The following is a 22,170-nucleotide window of genomic DNA, read 5'->3' on the forward strand; positions in this document are numbered from 1 at the left end:
CATTCCTCATACTGTGTTACTATTAAAAATATCAAAATTGTGCAAGATGGTAGGCAGGGATTATGATGACAATGAATAAAGTATCCATTAAAGCTCCAGCAAAAATTAATCTTTCTCTTGATGCTTTACGAAAAAGAGAAGATGGGTTTCATGAAGTGGCTATGGTTATGACAACGGTAGATTTGGCTGACCGGATTGAACTCACCTTACTAGAGGCAGACGAAATCAAAATTGAAAGTTCAGGTGGATTTGTTCCTCTTGATGATCGCAATCTAGCCTTTCAAGCCGCTCTGCTATTAAAGAAAACGTTCAACATAAAAAAGGGTGTTAATATACATATTTCCAAACACATACCTGTTGCGGCAGGTTTAGCTGGCGGGAGCAGTGACGCAGCTGCTACATTAAAAGGGCTTAATGAACTTTGGAAGCTAGGCTTATCACTAGATGAGCTAGCAGAGCTAGGAGCGAAAATAGGCTCAGATGTTTCTTTTTGTGTGTATGGAGGAACAGCTTTGGCGACGGGCAGAGGAGAGAAGATTCACCACATCTCATCTCCCCCTCCTTGCTGGGTCCTTTTAGCAAAACCGCCGATCGGAGTTTCTACCGGAGAGGTATACCGTAATCTAAAACTACATGGACTGGAACATCCTGATGTTGAAGGAATGGTTAAAGCGATTGAAGAGAAGGACTACGATCAAATCTGCAACCTTCTTGGAAATGTTTTAGAATCTGTTACTTTAAAAATGTATCCAGAAGTGAAACACATTAAAGAACAGATGATGAGACTTGGAGCCGACGCCGTTTTAATGAGCGGAAGCGGGCCAACCGTTTTTGGGTTATTTCAGCACGAGTCTCGGCTTCAAAGAGTTTATAACGGATTAAGAGGTTTCTGCCACGAAGTTTATGCCGTTCGTTTATTAGGGGAATGATTGATAAAATCCGTATAAAAATGGTATATTATCTTCAAACATTCGGTTTTGGAGGATAATATGAAATTAAAAAGAAGCGGAAGAATGGTAGATTTAACAGCTTACCTTCTTCATCATCCCCATCAACTCATCCCTTTATCTTATTTTGTAGAAAGGTACGAATCAGCAAAATCTTCTATTAGTGAAGATCTTGCTATCATTAAGGAGCATTTTGAACAGCACGGGCTTGGCAACGTTCAAACGGTTCCTGGCGCAGCGGGCGGCGTTAAATATATTCCAGGCATCGATCAAGCTGAAGCTGAAACAACAGTTGAGGAACTTGTTCAGTTGCTTGAAGACCCGAGTCGTATTTTACCTGGAGGTTATTTGTACGTAACAGATGTTATCGGAAATCCAAGACTCGTCAACCAGATCGGAAGACTATTTGCATCGATCTTCTCTTCTCGAAAAATTGATGTCGTGATGACGATAGCTACGAAAGGAATTCCGCTTGCTTACGCAGTAGCAACGCACTTAAATGTTCCTGTAGTCGTCGTAAGAAGCAATAGCCGAGTAACAGAGGGGTCAACGGTAAGTATTAACTATGTTTCGGGTTCGACAAAACGAATTCAAACGATGGCTCTTGCGCGAAGAAGTATTAAACAAGGTTCTCGTGTACTTATAATTGATGACTTTATGAAAGCGGGCGGAACGATCAAAGGTATGATCAGTCTCATTGAAGAGTTTCAGGCCCATATCGAAGGAATTGGTGTTTTGGTTGAGGCACAAGAAGTTTCAGAACGTCTAGTCGATGACTATGTATCAATCGCGCGTTTAGCGCAAGTGAACGAAAAGGAAAACCGCATTGAAGTGGAAAAAGGCAATTATTTTCTAAATGGAGGTAATGCATGATGAAAAAAGTTCATACAGAAGAAGCACCTGCAGCAATCGGTCCTTATTCTCAAGGAATGGTTATCGATCAACTTTTCTTTAGTTCAGGGCAGATTCCCCTTACAAAAGAAGGCGTTATGGTTGATGGTGATGTGAAAGAACAGACACATCAAGTGTTTCGCAATTTGCAAGCAGTCCTTAAAGAAGCGGGATCATCGCTTGACCAAGTTATTAAAGCTACAGTTTTTATCAGTGACATGAATGAGTTTGCTGAGATTAATGAAGTGTACGGCCATTACTTCGGCGATCATAAGCCAGCAAGATCTTGTGTAGAAGTCGCTCGTCTTCCAAAAGATGCAAAAGTAGAAATAGAAGTGATTGCACTTACAAAATAAGTCCCTTTATGGGGCTTATTTTTTTCGAACTTTTTGAAAGCAGTTGATTTCCTCCCGCAGGAGTCTCGCACCTTCCGCTCCAATAACTTGTCAATGATGTAGGAATTTGAAAGTGACTTCTTTTAAAAGGCAGTTATTAATTTGTTGTATAGGAAAGCCATTGATTTCTCCCGGCTGCTTTACTAAACAAACAACATGCGGTGCATACAATTACATAAATAACGATCTATTAAAAAGGCTTTTTTCTAAATATGTTGCTTCCGACTTCATTTTTTATTATCTTCTATGCCTGTTGATTGGAGTGCAGGGTACGAGACTCCTGTGGGACAGGCGGGCAGGTGAGACACTTAAAAGTGAAACGTTAAGAATGTGGCTCACCGCCTGCCCCACGGAAAGCGAGTACCTGGAACGGAAGTCAACTACCCCAACAACAACAACAAAGCCCTGCTAAATCAAGCTTTCTAATCAATTGGCAAACCACGTCACAAATTTTTTAAAAATTTTTATTATTCAAAGAAGGATTTTGTAAAATGCTGAAGAATTGTAGTATTACGTTCTTATTTTGGAAAAAGGTGGTGTTTGTGAATGGAAGTGACTGACGTAAGATTACGCCGTGTAAATACAGAAGGCCGTATGAAAGCGATTGCCTCCATTACAATCGATCATGAATTTGTTATTCATGATATTAGAGTAATTGATGGCAATAATGGAATGTTCGTAGCTATGCCAAGCAAACGAACACCAGATGGAGAGTTCCGTGATATCGCGCATCCGATCACGTCAAGTACGCGTGAGAAGATTCAAAATGCGGTATTAACAGAGTATCACCGTATGGGAGAAATGGAGTCAGCTTTAGAAGAAGCTGGGGCTTCTTAATATCTCAATAAGAATTTAGAGCCTGGTCAAAACGATTAGGTTCTTTTTATTTGCTCTTTTTTCCTCTTTATATAGAACCTTCCTGTATGAACCCCGTTATTACTCGAATTTCCTTCGTTTTTTGGCCTAAATTTATCAAACCATTGACAATCCCTATCCACTTCTTGAAATGACTACGCGTTTAAGATATATTCGTAATGGTATATTATGATTTAGGAAAATGGATGGAGGTTCACTATGACAAATCGCTATGCGATCATTCTTGCTGCGGGTCAAGGAACAAGGATGAAATCCAAATTATATAAAGTATTACATCCTGTTTGTGGTAAGCCGATGGTTCAACATGTTGTTGATCAGATCAGCTCTCTTCAAATGAAACAAATGGTGGCTGTTGTTGGCCATGGTGCTGAGAAGGTTCAGGAACAATTAGGCCGCGACATTCAATATGTGCTTCAAGAAGAGCAGCTCGGTACAGCACATGCTGTTATGCAGGCTGAAAACGCGCTAGCTAATGAAGAAGGAATCACACTTGTTGTTTGTGGTGATACGCCTCTTATTACTTCAGAAACGATGGAAAAGCTTATTGCTGAACATGAATCCCTAGGTGCCAAAGCTACAATTTTAACAGCTAAGCCTGAGGATCCTACAGGTTACGGCCGAATTATTCGTAACAGTGAAGGAACAGTAGAAAGAAATGTTGAGCACAAAGATGCATCAGAAGAAGAACGCCAAGTGACTGAGATCAATACAGGAACGTACTGCTTTGATAATAAAGCACTATTTGCAGCATTAAAGCAAGTAAACAACGATAATGTACAAGGTGAGTACTACTTGCCAGATGTTATAGAAATTCTTAAAAAAGCAGGCGAAGTTGTAGCTGCTTATCAAACACCAGATTTTAATGAGACGCTTGGGGTAAACGATCGAGTGGCACTTTCGCAAGCAGAACGTTACATGAAAAAGCGCATCAACGAGCGTCACATGAGAAATGGTGTTACCCTGATCGATCCAGATCAAACGTATATTTCAGATGATGCTGAAATTGGAAGTGACACGGTTATCTACCCTGGCACTGTTATTTTAGGTCAAACAAAAATTGGTGAAGAAAACATCATCGGTCCTCAATCCGAAATTAAAGATAGCGTGATCGGAAATGGAAATACGATTCGTCAGTCTGTTGTTCATGACAGTGAGATTGGCGACGCTTCTGCAATTGGTCCGTTTGCACACATCCGTCCAAAGTCCGTTCTAGAGAACCAAGTTAAGATCGGTAACTTTGTTGAAGTGAAGAAGTCAGTGATGAGCACAGGAAGCAAAGCATCTCATCTAAGCTATATTGGCGACGCTGAGATCGGAAAAGATGTAAACTTAGGCTGCGGGTCTATCACCGTGAATTACGATGGTAAGAACAAATTCCTAACAAAAGTAGAAGATGGGGCATTTATCGGTTGCAACTCGAACTTAATTGCTCCTGTTACGGTTGGGAAAAATGCTTATGTTGCCGCAGGTTCCACGATTACGAACGATGTACCTGCTGAATCACTATCCATTGCAAGATCGCGTCAAACGGTAAAAGAAAATTATGTTCAAAAGTTAAACGAAAAGCAAAACCAATAATTTTATGAGTGGGGAAGGATGGAGCCATCAATGAGTACGTATGTAGATCCTACATTGAAAGTTTTCACGTTAAATTCTAATAAAGAATTATCAAAGGAGATTGCTCAGCATATTGGAATTGAACTTGGAGAAAGTTCAGTAACAAAGTTTAGTGACGGGGAAATTCAAATTAATATTGAAGAAAGTATTCGCGGTTGTGAAGTTTACGTTATTCAATCCACGAGCGACCCTGTTAACCAGCACTTGATGGAACTATTAATCATGATTGATGCTCTTAAACGTGCATCTGCAAAAACAATTAACGTTGTAATGCCTTATTATGGCTATGCTCGTCAGGACCGTAAAGCTCGTGCCCGTGAACCGATCACAGCTAAACTTGTAGCTAACTTGCTTGAAACTGCTGGAGCAACACGTGTTATTGCTATCGATCTTCATGCAACTCAAATTCAAGGCTTCTTCGACATCCCGGTTGATCAATTACTTGGTGTGCCGATCTTGGCAAATTATTTTGCAAATAAAGAACTAGATGATATCGTAATTGTCTCCCCAGATCATGGCGGTGTTACAAGAGCACGTAAGATGGCTGATCGCCTAAAAGCACCAATTGCTATTATCGATAAACGCCGACCGCGACCAAACGTTTCTGAAGTTATGAATATCGTTGGTAACATTGAAGGGAAAACCGCAATCCTGATCGATGATATTATCGATACGGCTGGTACGATTACATTAGCGGCTAATGCGCTTATTGAGAACGGCGCTAAAGAAGTGTATGCATGCTGTACACACCCTGTACTTTCAGGACCTGCTATGGATAGAATCCAAAACTCTTCAATAAAAGAGCTTGTTGTTACAAACACAATTGTTCTTCCAGAAGAAAAGAAGATAGATAAAGTGACTCAACTATCTGTAGCTCCTTTATTAGGAGAAGCAATCATTCGTGTACACGAACAGTTATCAGTTTCTAAATTGTTTGATTAAGATTTAAACTGCTTTTGGAAGTGTTGATTTCCGTTCCAGGTGCTTCGCTTTCCGCGGGGCAGGCTGTGAGCCACATTCGAGCGTTTCACTTTTAAGTGTCTCACATGCCTACCTGTCCCGCAGGAGTCTTGCACCTTCCACTCAACTTTTCAAGGATGAGAATGTAGCAATCTTCTAAAGTAACCATATTGAATTACAGAAAAGTACTAAAAAGATTTGCTTGCTAAATCGATTTCTAACTTTGGGTTTTAAAATCTTTCAGTTCGGGTAATGCTTTAAAGAGACTCGAAATAGGAAAGGTGGATCTCATTATGGCAACGAATCTAACAGTCGAAAAAAGAAATACTGACAAACGTTCAACGTTATCGGAATTAAGGAACAAAGGTCATTTTCCAGCGAACCTTTATGGATATGGAACAAATTCTGTAGCTCTTTCTGTTGAGGAGCCAGAATTCATTAAAGTTTACAGAGAAGTAGGAAAGAACGGTGTACTTAAATTAAAAGTTGATGGAAAAGACTATTCTGTTATGGTGCAGGATATGCAAGTTCATCCTTTGAAAAATTCTATTACACACGTAGATTTCCTTGCTATTGACTTAAATAAAGAAACCGAAGCGGAAGTGCCAGTTGTACTGACAGGTGAGTCTGTTGGTGTCAAAGAAGGCGGAGTGCTGCAGCGCGTACTGGCAACAGTCAACGTAAAAGCTCTCCCATCCGATTTCCCAGAACAGCTCGAAGCTTCTGTTGAAGCCTTAAATATAGGTGATTCCTTATCTGTTAAGGATCTACCGACAGGCAATAAATATGAAATTCTTCATGAAGAAGACGAAGTGGTTGCGAGTGTAACTCCTCCAAAACTTCAAGATGAAGAAACAGATCCTGATACAGAAGAAGCAGACCAAGAAGGAGATGCTCCAGAGTCCTCTGAATCTGTTGCTGATGACAGTCAGGAAGAAGAGAAGAAAGACGAATAGAATAATGAATATGAAACGCAGCAGCTGCTGCGTTTTTATTCTGTTATCCTAATTGTTGTATAATGTTCGTAAGACAATTAAAGGTTAGGTGAACGTAAAGTGAAATTGTTTATCGGGCTCGGGAATCCTGGCTCTCGTTTTGATGGAACCCGGCATAATATAGGATTTGAAGTAATCGACAAACTCTCCGATTCCTTAAACATCCCCATGCAGCAAACAAAATTTAAAGGGTTATACGGAACAGGAAATGTTGCCGGAGAAAAAGTATTTCTTTTAAAACCCTTAACGTATATGAATTTATCAGGTGAGTGCGTGGGACCGTTTATGGATTATTTTCAAATTCCATTAGAAGACATGGTAGTAGTTTATGATGATCTTGATACGATTCCAGGGAAACTGAGACTTCGAACGAAAGGAAGTGCTGGCGGACACAATGGGATTCGATCGATGATAGCTCATCTTGGCACACAGGAGTTTAAGAGAATTCGCTTCGGCATCGGCCGCCCTACAAATCAGCAGCCAGTACCTGACTTTGTTTTAAATCGCTTTTCTAAAGAGGAGCAAATTGATGTTGAAAGTGGTATTGACCGATCTGTAAAAGCGTGTGAAGCTTTTATAGAAACGTCGTTTGATAAAGTGATGAATAAGTTTAACGGGTAAAGAATAGATTACACATGTTCCGCTCATAATGGTTAGTATAATGCTAACCGAAAGGGGACCGTACATGGCTATTCATTACCGGTGCAGGCATTGTAAAACACATGTGGGCACGATTGATCACCACACTGTGAATGCGGCACATCTTGGGTTTGAAACATTAAGTAGTGAAGAACGGCAGGAATTGCTCTCCTATAAAGAGAATGGAGATATAGAAGTTACAACAACATGTGAGGATTGTCAGGATACTTTAGAACGTTATCCTGAGTATCATACGCTGAAATCCTTTATTCAATAAAATAAGGTAATGCTTTGGCCATAGCCTACTACGCGGGCCAAAGCCTTTTTCTGTTTAAAATAGGGTGTTAATGTAACCCTTTGTTGTTCTTGAAAGTCGTTGATTTGCGTTTCAGATGCTCGCTTTCCGGGGGGCGTGCGGTGAGCCTCCTCTGCGCTTTGCGCCGTAGGAGTCTCACCTGGCATACTGATCCCCCAGGAGTCTCGCATCTTACGCTTCAATCAACTTGCCAAGAAGAGTTTTCCAAAACATAACCCACAAGCTACAATCTTTTCGGTAACTGACCCGAATGACTATTATAGAAATATTGACTAGTTCTTGTGAGAGGGGGAGTAAGACATGCTTGGATTGAAAAAATATTTTAGCCAGGGAGAAGACTTTAAATCCATTTTGGATGGCATAAATGGAGGACTCAAAGAACAGTTAGTAGCTGGTTTGTCTGGTTCTGCCCGGACCATGCTTATTAGCAGTCTTCACGAGAATACGGGTAAACCGCTGCTGGTTGTAACCCATAATTTATTTCAAGCACAAAAACTATATGAAGATCTAACTTCTCTTTTATCTGAAGATGAAGTTTATTTATATCCTGTTAATGATCTAATATCGTCAGAGATGGCAATCTCGAGTCCTGAGCTGAAAAGCCAAAGGATTGAAGCACTTAACTATTTAAGCCAATCTTCTAATGGTGTCATTATTACACCTGTAGCGGGATTAAGAAGATATCTGCCGCCGGTAGACCTTTGGAAACAATCTGGATTATCTTTTAAAATGGGTGAAGATATTGATCCTGATCAAGTTTTAAACAAGCTCGTTGCAATGGGTTATGAAAGAACATCAATGGTACAAACACCAGGTGAATTCAGTGTTCGCGGAGGAATTATTGATATTTATCCACTGACAGAAAAAAATCCACTTCGCATTGAGCTTTTTGACACAGAAATTGATTCTATACGTTACTTTGAAGCAGAAACACAGCGTTCACAAGATAAAGTAGAGCAAATTTCCATTGCTCCGGCTGAAGAGCTCATCCTGTTTGAAGAGCACTACAACAAAGCCGCAGAGCGTATTGACGCCAAGCTATCATCCACTTTGAAAAATATAAAAGATGATTCACTAAAAGAAACACTCGTTGAAAATATCAGTTATGAAATTGGGCGGCTGCGTGAACAACAGCAATTTCAAAGCATGTATAAATACGCTTCACTCTTTTATGACCAGCCCGCAAGTCTTCTGAACTACATAGCGTCTGACAGCTTGATTATTATGGATGAGATCGGGCGAATTCAGGAAACGAGTCAGCAGCTGGACAAAGAGGAAGCAGAGTGGCAGACTGCACTTCTTGAGCATGGAGAGCTTGTTCAAAATCTGGCTATTTCGCCTGACACCAGCCAGCTTCTTGGTGACAAAAAGGCGTTTCCTGTTATTTATTTATCTTTGTTCTTAAGGCATGTTCCGCACACACAACCTCAAAACATTCTAAATGTTGAATGTAAGAGCATGCAGAACTTTCACGGTCAGATGAACGTTCTAAAAGGTGAGATGGACCGTTGGAAAAAGCTTGGATTTGCGATCGTTTTTGTTGCGATGAACAAAGAGCGGGCACAGCGGTTGGAAAGAGTGCTTGCCGATTATGAGATGGATGCAGGCATTATTGACAAAGACAAGGAGATTCAGCCAAGAACAAGTCAGATCTTGCTCGGGGATCTTGCCAGCGGATTTGAATCTGGCAAGCAAAAGCTTGTAGTCATTACAGAAGAAGAAGTATTTACAAAAAAGGCAAAACGTCCTGCCAGAAAACAGAAAATGACTAACGCTGAACGGATTAAGAGCTATTCCGAACTAAAAGTAGGCGATTATGTCGTTCACGTAAACCATGGTATTGGGAGATACTTAGGAATCGAAACGCTCGAGATCAAAGGTGTCCATAAAGATTACCTCCATATTAAATATTCCGGTAACGATAAGCTATACGTACCCGTAGAACAGATCGACCAAGTCCAAAAGTATGTTGGGTCTGAGGGCAAAGAACCTAAGATCTATACGCTTGGCGGAAGCGACTGGAAAAAAGTGAAAAGCAGAGTTAAATCTTCTGTTCAGGATATAGCGGATGACCTTATTAAGCTTTATGCTGAACGTGAAGCGAGCAGAGGCTATGCTTTCGCTGAAGATGGAGCGGAACAGAGTGAGTTTGAAGGAAGTTTTCCATACCAAGAAACGGATGATCAGCTTAGAGCGATCGACGAAATCAAGAAAGATATGGAAAGCATTCGTCCGATGGACCGCCTTCTTTGTGGTGATGTTGGCTATGGAAAAACAGAAGTAGCGATACGTGCAGCGTTTAAGGCGATTATGGATGGAAAGCAAGTGGCTTTCCTTGTTCCGACTACGATTCTTGCACAGCAGCATTATGAAACGTTTCGTGAACGCTTTTCAGAGTTTCCGATTACCATTGGCAGTTTAAGTCGTTTTCGTTCAAAAAAGGAACAAAATGAAGTGCTTAAGGGGTTAAAAGCAGGTACTGTCGATATTGCGATCGGAACACACCGCTTGTTATCAAAAGATGTTCAGTACAAAGATCTGGGCTTGCTCATTATTGATGAAGAGCAGCGATTTGGTGTTACGCATAAAGAAAAGATCAAAACGCTAAAATCAAATGTAGATGTGCTTACATTAACCGCAACACCAATTCCGCGTACACTTCACATGTCGATGCTTGGTGTTCGGGATCTTTCGGTTATTGAGACACCGCCAGAAAATAGATTCCCTGTCCAGACGTATGTCATGGATTACAACGGTTCTTTCGTACGGGAAGCGATCGAGCGTGAAATGGGCCGCGGCGGACAAGTGTATTTTCTTTATAACCGTGTTGATTCCATTGAACGAATGGCTGAACAGATATCGATGCTCGTACCGGATTGCCGAGTCGCCTATGCACACGGGCAGATGTCTGAGAATGAACTTGAAAGCGTCATGCTCGAATTTCTAGAAGGAAATTTTGATGTATTGGTTTCAACAACCATTATTGAGACAGGCGTAGACATTCCGAATGTTAACACGCTTATCGTATATGACGCGGATAAAATGGGACTCTCACAACTTTATCAGCTTAGAGGTCGGGTTGGTCGTTCTAATCGTGTGGCATATGCCTATTTCACGTATCAGCGTGATAAAGTTTTAACAGAAGTGGCGGAAAAACGACTTCAAGCCATAAAGGAGTTTACTGAATTAGGATCAGGATTTAAAATCGCAATGCGAGATCTATCGATTCGCGGAGCAGGTAATCTCCTTGGAGCTCAGCAGCATGGATTCATCGACTCCGTTGGTTTTGATCTGTATTCACAGATGCTTGAAGAGGCCATTCAAGAACGAAAAGGAACAAAACCAAAAGAAGTGGAAGAAGATGTTGATCTCAATATCGAGGTAGATGCGTATATTCCGTCGCACTATATTGCGGACGAAAAGCAAAAGATCGAGATGTACAAACATGTTCGTGCAGCAAAGGCCTTAAAAGACATTTCAGACCTGCAAGAAGAATTTATTGACCGTTTTGGTGATTATCCAGTAGAAGTGGAATGTCTCTTGCTAGTTGCAGGAATTAAACTTCGTGCGAAGCGTGAGGGCATTAAGTCGATCGAACAGAAGCAAGATACGATTAACATGTTATTAAATGAAAAAACAACAGCATCCGTGGATGGCGCCAAGATGTTTGAGATCGCGAATAAGATCGGCAGACACGTAAACCTTGGTATGCAGAACAACTTAATGAAAGTGGTCATAAACCGTAAACGGGTAAAAGATTTAGATCTGTTGAAGCAGATTGACCTTTTCCTAAAAGAGATCAAGCATGCTAGGAAAGAAAAGACAACAAATACACCATAAAATATAATTACCTCTCAATCGTGAATAGAACAGCAGATGTAACAAATAATAAACCTAGAAAATGGAACATTCTTTCAGAGAAGGAACCATTTTGTTGTTACATCAGAGATATCATCATCCGAAAGAGAGGGCATTATCTATATGAAAGCCACAGGTATCGTTCGACGCATTGATGACCTTGGGCGCGTAGTTATTCCAAAGGAAATCCGCAGAACACTTCGGATTCGTGAGGGAGACCCGCTTGAGATTTTTGTAGACAGAGATGGAGAGGTCATTTTAAAGAAATACTCTCCGATTAATGAGCTAGGCGATTTTGCGAAAGAATACGCAGAAAGCCTTGCAGACAGTACAGGTCATGTTGTGTTAATTGCTGACCGTGATACATATATTGCGGTAGCTGGCGGATCCAAGAAAGATTATCACAATAAAAGCATCGGTAAAGTAGTGGAATCATCCATGAGTGACCGGAAGACGCTGGTTGAAACCAACGGAACCGAAGCCGAGCTAATCGACGGGATCAAAGAAAATACATCTCATGTTATAGCACCAATCATTGCAGGCGGAGATCCAATTGGAGCAGTTGTCATGGTTGGAAAAGAAGGAAAGAAGCTAACAGAACTTGAGCAGAAACTTGCTGAAACTGCTGCTGGATTTTTAGCCAGACAGATGGAGCAATAGAGGAGGAAGGGCTATTATGCTCTTTCTTTTTTTTATTTATTGATTTAGTGATTGTAATTGCTTGGCGATAGGATGCTCACTTCCCTGACTAGTTGATTAGAGTGCAGGGTGTGAGACTCCTCGAAAATTGAACTTCAAATTTTCTTCGTGCGATGTGTCGCTGCTGTAGCCTTCCTTGTCCTGCGGGACAGGTGGGCAGTCAGAAAAGTGGAAGAGAGGCTAGCCACTGCAACTAGACAGGTGAGACACTTAAAAGTGAAACGTAACGAATGTGGCTCACCGCCTGCCCCGCGGAAAGCGAGCACCTGGAACGGAAATCAACCACTTTCAAGAGCAGTCAACATATTCAACCAGACTACTTGAATTAACCGCATATCGCCGGGCGATACATTCCGTTTATGGTATAATACCTTGAATTATGTTGATGAAGTAAAGAACGTGTCGACATGTGTCGTCCCGGGAAATAAATATATGCAGTATCGAGGTATCTATACTATGAACTCTAAGAAGTATTCCGTATGGGAAGGTGCATTGCTGCTGACTGCTGCAGCAATCATTGTAAAATTACTAAGTGTCGTTTATCGCATACCCTATCAGAACATGACGGGTGATTTTGGCTTTTATGTATTTCAGCAGGCCTATCCGTTTTACGCCATTGCAGCAGCTATTGCTTTTACAGGGTTTCCGATGGCATTGTCAAAAATGATCGTTTCAGAGAAAAACAATAATGATCATCTTATTAAAACATCTGTATGGACATCCTTTACGTTAGGTGTGTTTTCATTTGTTCTTCTTTTTTTCACAGCGCCATTTATCGCACGGTGGATGGGAGATGACAATCTTGAATTACCTATAAAGGTAATCTCGGTTCTATTTTTGTTTATCCCGTTTGCTGCTTTCTTGAGAGGTACGTATCAGGGGTACGGTGATATGCAGCTTACGGCTGTTTCGCAATTGATTGAGCAGACAATTCGAGTATCAGGGATTTTGCTATTATCTTATTATTTCGTTTCAAAAGGCTACACCAGTTATGAAACGGGGGCAGCGGCGCTGTCAGGTTCAGTGATTGGAGCCCTTGCGTCAGGATTATTCCTCTTATTTTTTTGGAAGAAGGGATTTGCGAAAACATATAATCCTAAAGCGAAAATCCGGTTTCTATACGCGGCAGAACTGCTGAAAACAAGTGTTTATCTTTCTTTAAGTGCTCTCATACTCGCTTTGATGCAGCTTGTCGATTCTTTTCTTTTTGTTAACGTATGGGTAGGAAGCGGAATGGATTCATATGATGCAAAAATATTAAAAGGGGTTTTCGACCGTGGACAACCTCTTCTCCAATTAGGTACCGTAGCGGCAGCTTCAATCGCACTTGCTGTTGTACCAGAAATGGCAACGTTAGTTAACAAAAAGAAAACAGCGGAAATTCAGTTTCTTGCTAAACTTTCTGTTAAAATCTCTATTGTTTTCGGAGGAGCAGCAGCGGTTGGGCTAATCTGTATCATGAAAGATCTTAATGTTATGCTGTTTAAAAACGAGGATGGTTCGCGTGCTCTTGCCATTCTTTGTGTATCGATTATTTTTGTTTCTATCATTTATACAACAACTGGACTTTTACAAGGACTTGGTCATGGACGATTTGCGGCCTTTACCGTACTTTTAGCTGTAGCTGTTAAAATAGCGGGAAACTTTGTTTTCATTCCGATTATTGGTATGGAAGGTGCTGCATTATCAACCGTATTAGCTACCTTTGCAGCAGCTGCCGCTCAACTCGTCAAGCTTCAGTCAGCAACAAGATTTCTAATGAGAAGTCAAAAAGCAAAACTGTTTTATTACATAGTCTCCCTCATTTTTATGGCCGTTGGAGTTTTGGCATGGCTGTTTATCGCAAAAAACGTTTTATTTCTAGCTGACACGCGATTTCATTCGATGCTGATCAGTATCAGTTCATCCTTAATAGGGGCAGCACTTTATTTTATCTGCATCTTTAAACTCAGAATTTTTTCACAAGCAGAATGGGACTCCGTGTTTCATTCCGTCAGCTTATTTAAAAAACTGTTTAAACGTCTTAAAAAAAGGAGACCATGATGACAAAGAAGATTACAATCATAGGCTTAGGTGCCGGAGATCTTGACCAGATGACGCTTGGCATCTACCGGATGCTTGAGTCAACTGATAAGGTCTATGTCCGTACAATCCACCACCCTGCTGTAGAAGACCTTATGAAACAAGGAAAGACCTTCGTTGCATTTGATGAGATCTATGAAAAGCATGATGAGTTTGAGCCTGTTTATAAGGAGATTGCCGAAATTTTGTTCAAGGCAGCTGAGAGGGAGAATCATGTAATCTATGCTGTCCCGGGCCATCCACTCGTTGCGGAACGAGCTGTTCAAATTCTATTGCATGAGGCACAAAGCAAAGAGATTGAAGTAACAGTTGCAGGCGGGAAAAGTTTCCTCGATGAGATGTACACCGCGCTCAGAATCGACCCAATAGAAGGGTGCCAGATTCTTGATGGTACTTCGTTAAAGAAAGATGAGATTCAGATTCGCCATCATCTTGTAATCGTCCAAGTGTATGATAGCTTCATCGCATCAGAAGTGAAGCTGACACTAATGGAAAAATACCCGGATGATTATGAAGTTGTGGTCGTTACAGCGGCAGGCAGCTCGGATGAATTCATCAAGCGAGTTCCGCTTTATGAACTGGACCATTCTGTGACATTAAACAATTTAACAGCTGTTTACGTTCCCCCTGTAAAAGAAGATGAGCTTATGTACAGAGAGTTTTCGTTCTTAAGAAACGTTATCTCTCGCCTGCGCGGACCTGGCGGCTGTCCGTGGGATCAAAAGCAAACACATGTTACACTAAAAAAGTATTTAATCGAAGAAGCTTATGAAGTGCTGGATGCGATTGATGAAGAAGACGATGAGGCACTTGCAGAAGAACTTGGGGATGTATTGCTTCAAGTACTTCTTCACGCACAAATTGGTGAAGATGAAGGATTTTTTGCCATTGAAGATGTTATTGCTGTTTTAACCGAAAAGATGATCCGCCGTCATCCACATGTGTTTAGTGATGTTTCTGCAGAGAATGCAGACGAAGTAGTGGCTAACTGGGACGCGATAAAAGCGCAAGAGACAGGAAAAGAAGATAGAGAGTCTCTGCTCGATGGTGTGCCAAAAGGAATCCCTGCTATTCAAAAGGCGTTTCTTTTTCAAAAGAAGGCTGCTAAAGTTGGTTTTGACTGGAAAGAAGCAGAGCCCGTCTATGATAAGATTTTAGAAGAATTAAAAGAGTTTCAGGAAGCTGAAGGGGATGAACAACAAAAAGAGCTTGGTGATTTATTGTTTTCAGTAGTAAACTTAGCGCGTTTTTACAAAATAGATCCTGAAGAGGCGCTGAATGAGACCAATCGAAAGTTTAAAAAGCGATTTAACTATATTGAACAGGCGTTGAAGAGACAAAACCTATCGTTCGATGATGTAACGCTTGAGGAAATGGACCGACTTTGGAACGAAGCAAAATAATTTTTTTTTCAACAAAGAAGGATTATAGTGAAAAATAGAGAATATTTTCTCGAGAAATAGTAAGAAACCCTTAATTATAAGGGTTTTCTACCGAATTATGTGATAGATAAACAAGGAGGTAATTAAAAATGAACAAAAATGAATTGGTAACAAATATTTCAGAAAAGTCAGGACTTACAAAGAAAGACGTAGAAACAGTCGTTAATGGCGTAATCGATGAAATTACTTCTGCTCTAAAAGACGGAGACAAAGTACAGTTTGTTGGATTTGGAACTTTTGAAACTCGCGAGCGTTCTAGCCGTACTGGCCGCAACCCTCAAACAGGGAAAGAAATTCAAATCCCAGCTGCTACAGTTCCAGCGTTTAAAGCAGGAAACAAGCTGAAAGAAGCTGTTAAGTAAGCATGCGCTTAGATAAGTTTCTGAAAGTCTCCCGTCTGATCAAACGGAGAACCGTGGCGAAGGAGATTTCAGATCAAGGCCGTATCTCGATTAACGGATTGCAGGCTAAAGCGTCTTCTGATGTAAAAGTTGGGGACGAGCTTACGATTCGTTTTGGCCAAAAGCTCGTAAAGGTGAAAATCAACGAGCTTAAAGATACGACCAAAAAAGAGGACGCAGACAACATGTACACCGTTCTCGAAGAAAACCGCATCGAAACGACTGAGTAGAAGAACCTGAATTTTTCAGGTTCTTTTTCCTTTTTTGAGACAAAAGCTCCTTTCATTTCGGTAGACAGCTTGTTCTATTCGCCCGCTTTGCTTCATACATTTGTATGGAATAGAGGAGGGGATTGTATGGATCAACGATACGATTTAAATGGATATAATCAAAAAGTGAGCACACCAAACCATGATGTGAGAATGGTAGGCAGAAAGAGTTTAGAGATTACGGGCGTTAAACAAGTAGAAAGCTTTGATAATGAAGAGTTTTTGCTTGAGACAACGATGGGCTTTTTAGCGATACGCGGGACAAACTTGAAGATGAAGAATCTTGATGTTGAATCAGGTGTCGTAAATATTGAAGGCAAAGTGTTCGATCTTGTGTACCTTGACCAGCAGACAGGCGAAAAGAATAAAGGCTTTTTCGGCAAACTGTTCAAATGACCTTAACTGTTCAGTTTCAAACCATGCTTTCTATGGTGATCATGGGAATCTGGATCGGAATGGCAGTCGATACGTACGGCCGGTTTATCCATGAAAAGAGAAAGTGGCATTGGCTTCACTTTTTAAATGATCTGCTGTTTTGGCTGGTACAGGCTTTGCTCGTCTTCTATGTCCTTCTGCATGTGAATCATGCTGAGATCCGTTTCTATATTTTTATTGCTCTCATTTGTGGTTATGCGGCGTACCGAGCACTTTTTGAACGAATCTATAAGAAGATACTTGAGTGGATGGTTACAGCTGTTGTATCCCTTTTTCGTTTTTTTTATCGCCTGCTTAACTCTTTAATCGTAATGCCGATAAAATGGTTAATTATGCTCATATCCGCTATTCTATTATATGCATTTAACATCTTGCGGAAGATTGCAATGGTGATTTTCATGATTCTTTTTTCTCCTTTTAAGTGGGTGGGACGACTCATCTGGCGTTTCATTCCAAAGCAAAAATGGTATAATTTAAAGGAGAAATATTTAAAATTAGCAGGGTTTTTGATTTCAGCGAAGAATAAAGTCAGCAATTGGAAGGGAAAAAAGAAGTAAAGGAGGGGAACAGCGAACGAATGCGCCAAAAAAAAATTACAGAGATTCACTCACAATACATCCAGAATAAAGAACGTCATGAGAAGGTGATCGCTAAACGTAAGCGTGGATTGTACCGCCGCTTAACGGGGGCCTTTATCGTATTTTCCTTTTTTGCTTTTTTAATTATAACGGGAATTGCAGAACAGCTTTCCCTTTTAAATGAAAAACAGATGCAACAACAAGAGTTAAGTGACGAATACAAAGCTCTTTTGGAAGAAAAGGCACAACTTAAAGATGAAGTGAATAAACTAAAAGACGAAGAATACATTGGAGAAATCGCTAGACGAGACTTTTTTATGTCAAAGCCTGGTGAAACAATCTTTAAACTTCCAGAATAAAGCAATAAGCGTAGATTGACACGCAGATTTTTTCGATTGTATAATAAGTATTGATATCTTTTGAGATTTTTTAAGGAGGAGCATTTTTTGCATGTCAATTGAAGTAGGCAGCAAGTTGCAAGGGAAAGTTACTGGGATTACTCATTTTGGAGCGTTTGTTGAGCTGCCAGGGGGTACAACAGGACTCGTGCATATTAGCGAAGTTGCGGATAATTACGTGAAGGACATCAACGAATTTCTTAAAGTTGGTGATCAAGTAGAAGTTAAGGTTATGAGCGTCGAAAAGGACGGAAAGATTGGTTTGTCTATAAAGAAAGCAAAAGAAAATCCTGCTGCTTCTAGTAGACCAGCCCCTTCAAGAGGCGGTTTCAACAAATCGCGCAAAGGTCCAAACCGAGGTGGAAACAACCATTCTACAGCATTATCTTTTGAGGATAAGATGAATAAATTCCTTAAAGATAGTGAAGATCGACTCACTACTTTAAAGCGTAGTACTGAATCAAAAAGAGGTGGCCGCGGCGGCCGAAGAGGATAATTGTTGCATTTTTAATGCTCATTCATCTATATATGGCAAGCACCCTATCAGTAGGGTGCTTTTTGTTTTTTTTGAGGTTGTTTACAGGGTTTGTTTTTTATTCGCTCTTTCCTAAATACGCTTTACTAAATGAATGATGGTTTTAAAGTTTTTTTGTTCTTTTTCATCATCGACAAGTTGATTGGAGCGGAAGGCGCGAGACTCTGGGCTAGGACAGGAGGGCAGGTGAGACACTTATACGTGTAACGTACGAATGTGGCTCACCACCTGCCCCGCGGAAAGCGAGCGCCTGGAGCGGAGATCAACCACCTCTTGAACGAAAAAGGAAACATTACAAAAAACTTTTTCGACAAATTTCTAAAGAACCGTTGACAGGATGCCAGGATGGATGTAATATACTACTTGTGTCTTTTACAAATGGCGGTGTAGCTCAGCTGGCTAGAGCGTACGGTTCATACCCGTGAGGTCGTGGGTTCGACTCCCTCCGCCGCTACCATTTTTAATTTTGACATATACATACAAACGTTCAAGAGCATCCGCATAGGGTGCTCTTTTTTATTGTTTAGGAAACGGATTGTTCAACAAATCTAATAAGAGTGATTTCGCCGCATTTAAAAATATTGCAAAACCTTCAAAATTTGGTGTTAACTATTAAGATTTTGATAGTAATAGCTATCACACTCAAACTGTCATGAAAAACAGCCCCTTTTGCTACAGAAAACCTCCTATTTATCTCTGTGTGCGTGAGATTCGCCGAGATGTGCGCTTAAATCGGTCGTTTGTGCGCGGAAAGAAGCTCGACTGCGCGTAAACCTCATTCAAACACGCGTAAATGAAGGGTGACTACGCGAACGTGTAACAGATAAAAGATCGCGTACCGTAACAACCTAAACAGTAGTCTTTCATTTCCTATATTTAAAAAGGTTCAATCCATTTTATTTTTCTTCATAATTCTCCCTAAAACTTTTAAAAATGAAAATTCCTTTTCCCTTTTTGTAAGAATGTTGTCCGCTTTTGCTTTACTTTCGTGAAATAGTGGTGAAGTGCGTCGAGAAGTTTTTCGAACCAACATTGCTCTTTTGACAAAATCTTTGTTCTAAACCTGTTTATAATGGTTACACAAATTGGAAACGGGTGGTGTATGGGATGTGGCAGAAGGTTGAACAAGAAGTGCTCGAACCAATCAGGGGAATGGTGTGGGTAGAAAAAGGCCAGCAAGCGGTTTATAAAACGAGTAAGAGATGGATTCAGCTTTTGAACCAGAGCATTTTTAATTGGAGAATGCTGTTGTTTGGAATAGGCTTTTTGTTAGGACGAGCTATGATTTTGGCTGAGTTATCTCCGTTCGCTTTACCCTTTGTGGCCAGTGTCTTTGTTTTACGAAAAGAGCGGACAGGCATAGCGGTCTTTGCTGTATTGGCAGGAGCGTTATCACTTCAGCCGATGAATGCCTTATTCTTTATAAGTGCCCTGCTCGTTTATGCTAGTCTCCAAAAAGGGGCAGATCTTTTTATTAAGAACCGGATACAAAGTTTGCCTCTTTTAGTTTTTGGTTCTTCTTTAATCACACGAACACTATTTTCGATGTTTGGTGAGGGTGGATTAGAGCGAGTTGATACGATGCTCGCGCTTGTTGAAGGAGGACTCAGTTTAGTTCTTACGTTAATCTTTCTTCAAAGCATCCCGCTATTAACGAATAAAAAGATTCCTCAATCCCTGAAAAATGAAGAAATCGTATGCTTGATGATTCTCCTCGCATCCGTAATGACAGGAACGATCGGCTGGCAGATCAATGATGTCTCGGTAGAACATGTTGTTTCCCGCTATTTAGTATTGTTGTTTGCGTTTGTAGGAGGCGCTGCGATCGGCTCGACTGTAGGTGTCGTAACAGGACTTATCCTTAGTCTTGCGCAAGTGGCGAGTTTGTCTCAGATGAGTCTATTAGCATTCTCAGGTTTGCTTGGGGGGCTCTTAAAAGAAGGCAAGCGGTTTGGTGTGAGCTTAGGACTGATCATCGGTACTGTCCTAATTGGTCTTTATGGCGAGGGGCGTGCTGAGATCACTTCAACACTGATGGAATCTGGCTTTGCTGTTCTGCTCTTTTTATTAACACCAAAGACTGCAATAAGCAACATCTCGAAGTATGTGCCTGGAACAAGAGAGCATTCCATGCAGCAGCAGCAATATTTGAAAAAGATCCGGGATGTAACGGCAAGCCGTGTAGAACGTTTTTCGAGTCTTTTTCAAGCGTTGTCACACTCGTTTCAATCGGTGGGTTCTTCGCTAAATGAAGAGGAAAGCTCACGTGAAGTGGACCTTTTCTTAAGCAATATTACAGAAAAGACGTGCCAGACGTGTTTTAAAAAGGAACAGTGCTGGGCTCAAAATTTTACAACAACGTATGATCTTATGACAAGATTAATGGTAGAGCAAGAGGATTACAGTGATATCAAGGACAGAAAATTAAAACGTGACTGGGAAAGGCACTGCATCAAGCCTGAAAAGATCACAGACTTAATGAAACAAGAACTGACTCAATATCGAGCTTCCCAAAAATTAAAGATTCAAGTGCAAGAAAGCCGCCGATTAGTGGCTGATCAGCTGATGGGTGTTTCACAAGTGATGGGTGACTTTGCAAAAGAGATTCAGCGTGAACAAGAGAACCATCAAATACAAGAGGAGCAGATTAAAGATTCTCTTTCTCAAGCAGGTATTGATGTCGGCCATGTCGATATTTACAGCTTAGAAACGTCAAATGTTGATATTGAAATGACGATTCCATATTGCGGCGGGTCAGGAATCGCTGAAAAACTGATTGCGCCTATCCTTTCTGATATTTTAGAAGAAACGATCCTTGTTACTCATGAAGAATGTGCAAACTATGCAACAGGCTATTGTCATCTATCGTTTCATTCGGCTAGAGAATATGTGGTTGAGACCGGAATTGCATCAGCTGCAAAAGGGGGAGCGTGGCTTTCTGGAGATAGTCATTCGACGATCGAGATCGGTGCTGGCAAATTTGCCGTTGCGATCGCAGATGGTATGGGTAACGGAGAACGGGCTTTCATCGAAAGCAACGAGACGCTTCAGCTGCTTCAAAAGATCCTTCAATCCGGAATTGAAGAGGAAGTAGCCATCAAGTCAGTCAACTCGGTTCTATCATTGCGCACGACAGATGAAATTTTCTCAACGCTGGACCTTGCGATGATCGACCTGCAAGATGCATCAGCTAAGTTTTTAAAAATTGGATCCACGCCGAGTTTTATTAAACGCGGTGATCAGGTCAAGACGGTTGAAGCGAGCAACTTGCCGATGGGGATCATACAGGATTTTGATGTGGACGTTGTTGATGAGCAGTTAAAAGCAGGGGATATCTTAATCATGATGAGTGACGGCATCTATGAAGCCCCTCGTCATATCGAGAACATTGATGCATGGCTGAAGCGCAAGATCAGAGAGATCGATACCGATGATCCTCAGGAAATAGCAGATCTGATTATGGAAGAAGTCATCCGTACTGGAAATAACGGAATTGAGGACGACATGACGGTTGCAGTGACAAAGATTGAAAAGAACATTCCAAAATGGGCAACAGTACCTCAATATCCGAAAGTAAACATTAGCCGAAAAAAAGCTCAATAGTTTCAGATAATAGGAGACCTCTCTTTTTCAACTGTAAAAAGAGGGGTCTTTTTTGTGTGCTCGTTTATATGTTTGATGCAGAAAATATGAAGTGGACAGTATTTTTTCAAAAGTGGACAGTAAATAGCTGAGACTCGACAGTATTTTAAGTTGAGCACTCCCAAACGGGGATTAGCCGATCTCTTTTTTGCGTATAAACCCTAACTTTCTTGACGATGATGGTAATAGTTAAAA

20 protein-coding genes and 1 tRNA gene are annotated in these 22,170 nt (G+C 40.9%); all 21 read left to right on the forward strand.

Going from position 1 to position 22,170, the window contains the following annotated elements; translation table 11 throughout:
• Nucleotides 1-71 precede the first annotated feature (71 nt).
• Entirely contained in the window at nucleotides 72-929 is an 858-nt protein-coding gene (gene ispE, locus AWM68_RS05295; protein WP_066238234.1) for a 4-(cytidine 5'-diphospho)-2-C-methyl-D-erythritol kinase, read from the forward strand.
• 60 nt (nucleotides 930-989) lie between these two features.
• Nucleotides 990-1,820, forward strand: a complete 831-nt coding sequence (purR, locus tag AWM68_RS05300) for a pur operon repressor (protein ID WP_066238130.1) — start codon at nucleotides 990-992, stop codon at nucleotides 1,818-1,820.
• Entirely contained in the window at nucleotides 1,817-2,194 is a 378-nt protein-coding gene (locus AWM68_RS05305) for a RidA family protein (RefSeq protein WP_231868371.1), read from the forward strand. The genes purR and AWM68_RS05305 overlap by 4 nt, the downstream gene beginning before the upstream one ends.
• Nucleotides 2,195-2,779: 585 nt before the next feature.
• On the forward strand, nucleotides 2,780-3,070 hold the full coding sequence (gene spoVG, locus AWM68_RS05310; RefSeq protein ID WP_066238133.1) for a septation regulator SpoVG: 291 nt from the start codon (nucleotides 2,780-2,782) through the stop codon (nucleotides 3,068-3,070).
• A gap of 237 nt (nucleotides 3,071-3,307) precedes the next feature.
• On the forward strand, nucleotides 3,308-4,687 hold the full coding sequence (gene glmU / locus AWM68_RS05315; RefSeq protein WP_066238135.1) for a bifunctional UDP-N-acetylglucosamine diphosphorylase/glucosamine-1-phosphate N-acetyltransferase GlmU: 1,380 nt from the start codon (nucleotides 3,308-3,310) through the stop codon (nucleotides 4,685-4,687).
• Nucleotides 4,688-4,717: 30 nt separating this feature from the next.
• The gene (locus AWM68_RS05320) at nucleotides 4,718-5,668 is read left to right on the forward strand and encodes a ribose-phosphate diphosphokinase (protein ID WP_066238138.1); all 951 of its coding nucleotides are present in this window, start codon (nucleotides 4,718-4,720) and stop codon (nucleotides 5,666-5,668) included.
• A gap of 311 nt (nucleotides 5,669-5,979) precedes the next feature.
• Nucleotides 5,980-6,642: a 50S ribosomal protein L25/general stress protein Ctc gene (locus AWM68_RS05325; RefSeq protein ID WP_066238141.1), complete on the forward strand. Its 663-nt coding sequence runs from the start codon at nucleotides 5,980-5,982 to the stop codon at nucleotides 6,640-6,642.
• A gap of 99 nt (nucleotides 6,643-6,741) precedes the next feature.
• Nucleotides 6,742-7,302, forward strand: coding sequence for an aminoacyl-tRNA hydrolase (gene pth, locus AWM68_RS05330; RefSeq protein ID WP_066238145.1), 561 nt, complete (start codon nucleotides 6,742-6,744; stop codon nucleotides 7,300-7,302).
• 64 nt (nucleotides 7,303-7,366) lie between these two features.
• Complete coding sequence (locus AWM68_RS05335) at nucleotides 7,367-7,597, forward strand: anti-sigma-F factor Fin family protein (protein WP_066238149.1); 231 nt, start codon at nucleotides 7,367-7,369, stop codon at nucleotides 7,595-7,597.
• A 339-nt stretch (nucleotides 7,598-7,936) separates the two neighbouring features.
• On the forward strand, nucleotides 7,937-11,476 hold the full coding sequence (gene mfd, locus AWM68_RS05345) for a transcription-repair coupling factor (protein ID WP_066238155.1): 3,540 nt from the start codon (nucleotides 7,937-7,939) through the stop codon (nucleotides 11,474-11,476).
• Between the two features lie 141 nt (nucleotides 11,477-11,617).
• Nucleotides 11,618-12,154, forward strand: coding sequence for a stage V sporulation protein T (spoVT, locus tag AWM68_RS05350; protein WP_066238159.1), 537 nt, complete (start codon nucleotides 11,618-11,620; stop codon nucleotides 12,152-12,154).
• 495 nt (nucleotides 12,155-12,649) lie between these two features.
• Nucleotides 12,650-14,236: a putative polysaccharide biosynthesis protein gene (locus AWM68_RS05355; protein ID WP_197468132.1), complete on the forward strand. Its 1,587-nt coding sequence runs from the start codon at nucleotides 12,650-12,652 to the stop codon at nucleotides 14,234-14,236.
• Nucleotides 14,236-15,678, forward strand: a complete 1,443-nt coding sequence (mazG, locus tag AWM68_RS05360; RefSeq protein WP_066238164.1) for a nucleoside triphosphate pyrophosphohydrolase — start codon at nucleotides 14,236-14,238, stop codon at nucleotides 15,676-15,678. Before AWM68_RS05355 ends, mazG begins: the two co-directional genes overlap by 1 nt.
• Before the next feature lie 128 nt (nucleotides 15,679-15,806).
• On the forward strand, nucleotides 15,807-16,079 hold the full coding sequence (locus tag AWM68_RS05365; RefSeq protein WP_066238167.1) for an HU family DNA-binding protein: 273 nt from the start codon (nucleotides 15,807-15,809) through the stop codon (nucleotides 16,077-16,079).
• Between the two features lie 2 nt (nucleotides 16,080-16,081).
• A complete protein-coding gene (locus AWM68_RS05370; RefSeq protein WP_066238169.1) occupies nucleotides 16,082-16,348 on the forward strand; it encodes an RNA-binding S4 domain-containing protein in 267 nt (88 codons plus the stop codon).
• A 126-nt stretch (nucleotides 16,349-16,474) separates the two neighbouring features.
• On the forward strand, nucleotides 16,475-16,783 hold the full coding sequence (gene yabP / locus AWM68_RS05375; RefSeq protein ID WP_066238171.1) for a sporulation protein YabP: 309 nt from the start codon (nucleotides 16,475-16,477) through the stop codon (nucleotides 16,781-16,783).
• Nucleotides 16,780-17,379, forward strand: a complete 600-nt coding sequence (gene yabQ / locus AWM68_RS05380) for a spore cortex biosynthesis protein YabQ (RefSeq protein WP_066238172.1) — start codon at nucleotides 16,780-16,782, stop codon at nucleotides 17,377-17,379. The genes yabP and yabQ overlap by 4 nt, the downstream gene beginning before the upstream one ends.
• Before the next feature lie 20 nt (nucleotides 17,380-17,399).
• A complete protein-coding gene (locus AWM68_RS05385) occupies nucleotides 17,400-17,759 on the forward strand; it encodes an FtsB family cell division protein (protein WP_066238177.1) in 360 nt (119 codons plus the stop codon).
• Nucleotides 17,760-17,850: 91 nt separating this feature from the next.
• Nucleotides 17,851-18,294 carry a S1 domain-containing RNA-binding protein gene (locus AWM68_RS05390; RefSeq protein WP_066238180.1) on the forward strand — a complete coding sequence of 148 codons (444 nt, stop codon included), beginning with the start codon at nucleotides 17,851-17,853 and terminating at the stop codon, nucleotides 18,292-18,294.
• Between the two features lie 419 nt (nucleotides 18,295-18,713).
• A tRNA-Met gene (locus tag AWM68_RS05395) sits at nucleotides 18,714-18,790 on the forward strand.
• Nucleotides 18,791-19,440: 650 nt separating this feature from the next.
• Nucleotides 19,441-21,936: a stage II sporulation protein E gene (gene spoIIE / locus AWM68_RS05400; RefSeq protein WP_066238183.1), complete on the forward strand. Its 2,496-nt coding sequence runs from the start codon at nucleotides 19,441-19,443 to the stop codon at nucleotides 21,934-21,936.
• The last annotated feature ends 234 nt before the right edge of the window (nucleotides 21,937-22,170 follow it).

It is taken from the genome of Fictibacillus phosphorivorans, assembly GCF_001619875.1.
Taxonomy (GTDB): domain Bacteria; phylum Bacillota; class Bacilli; order Bacillales; family Fictibacillaceae; genus Fictibacillus; species Fictibacillus phosphorivorans_B.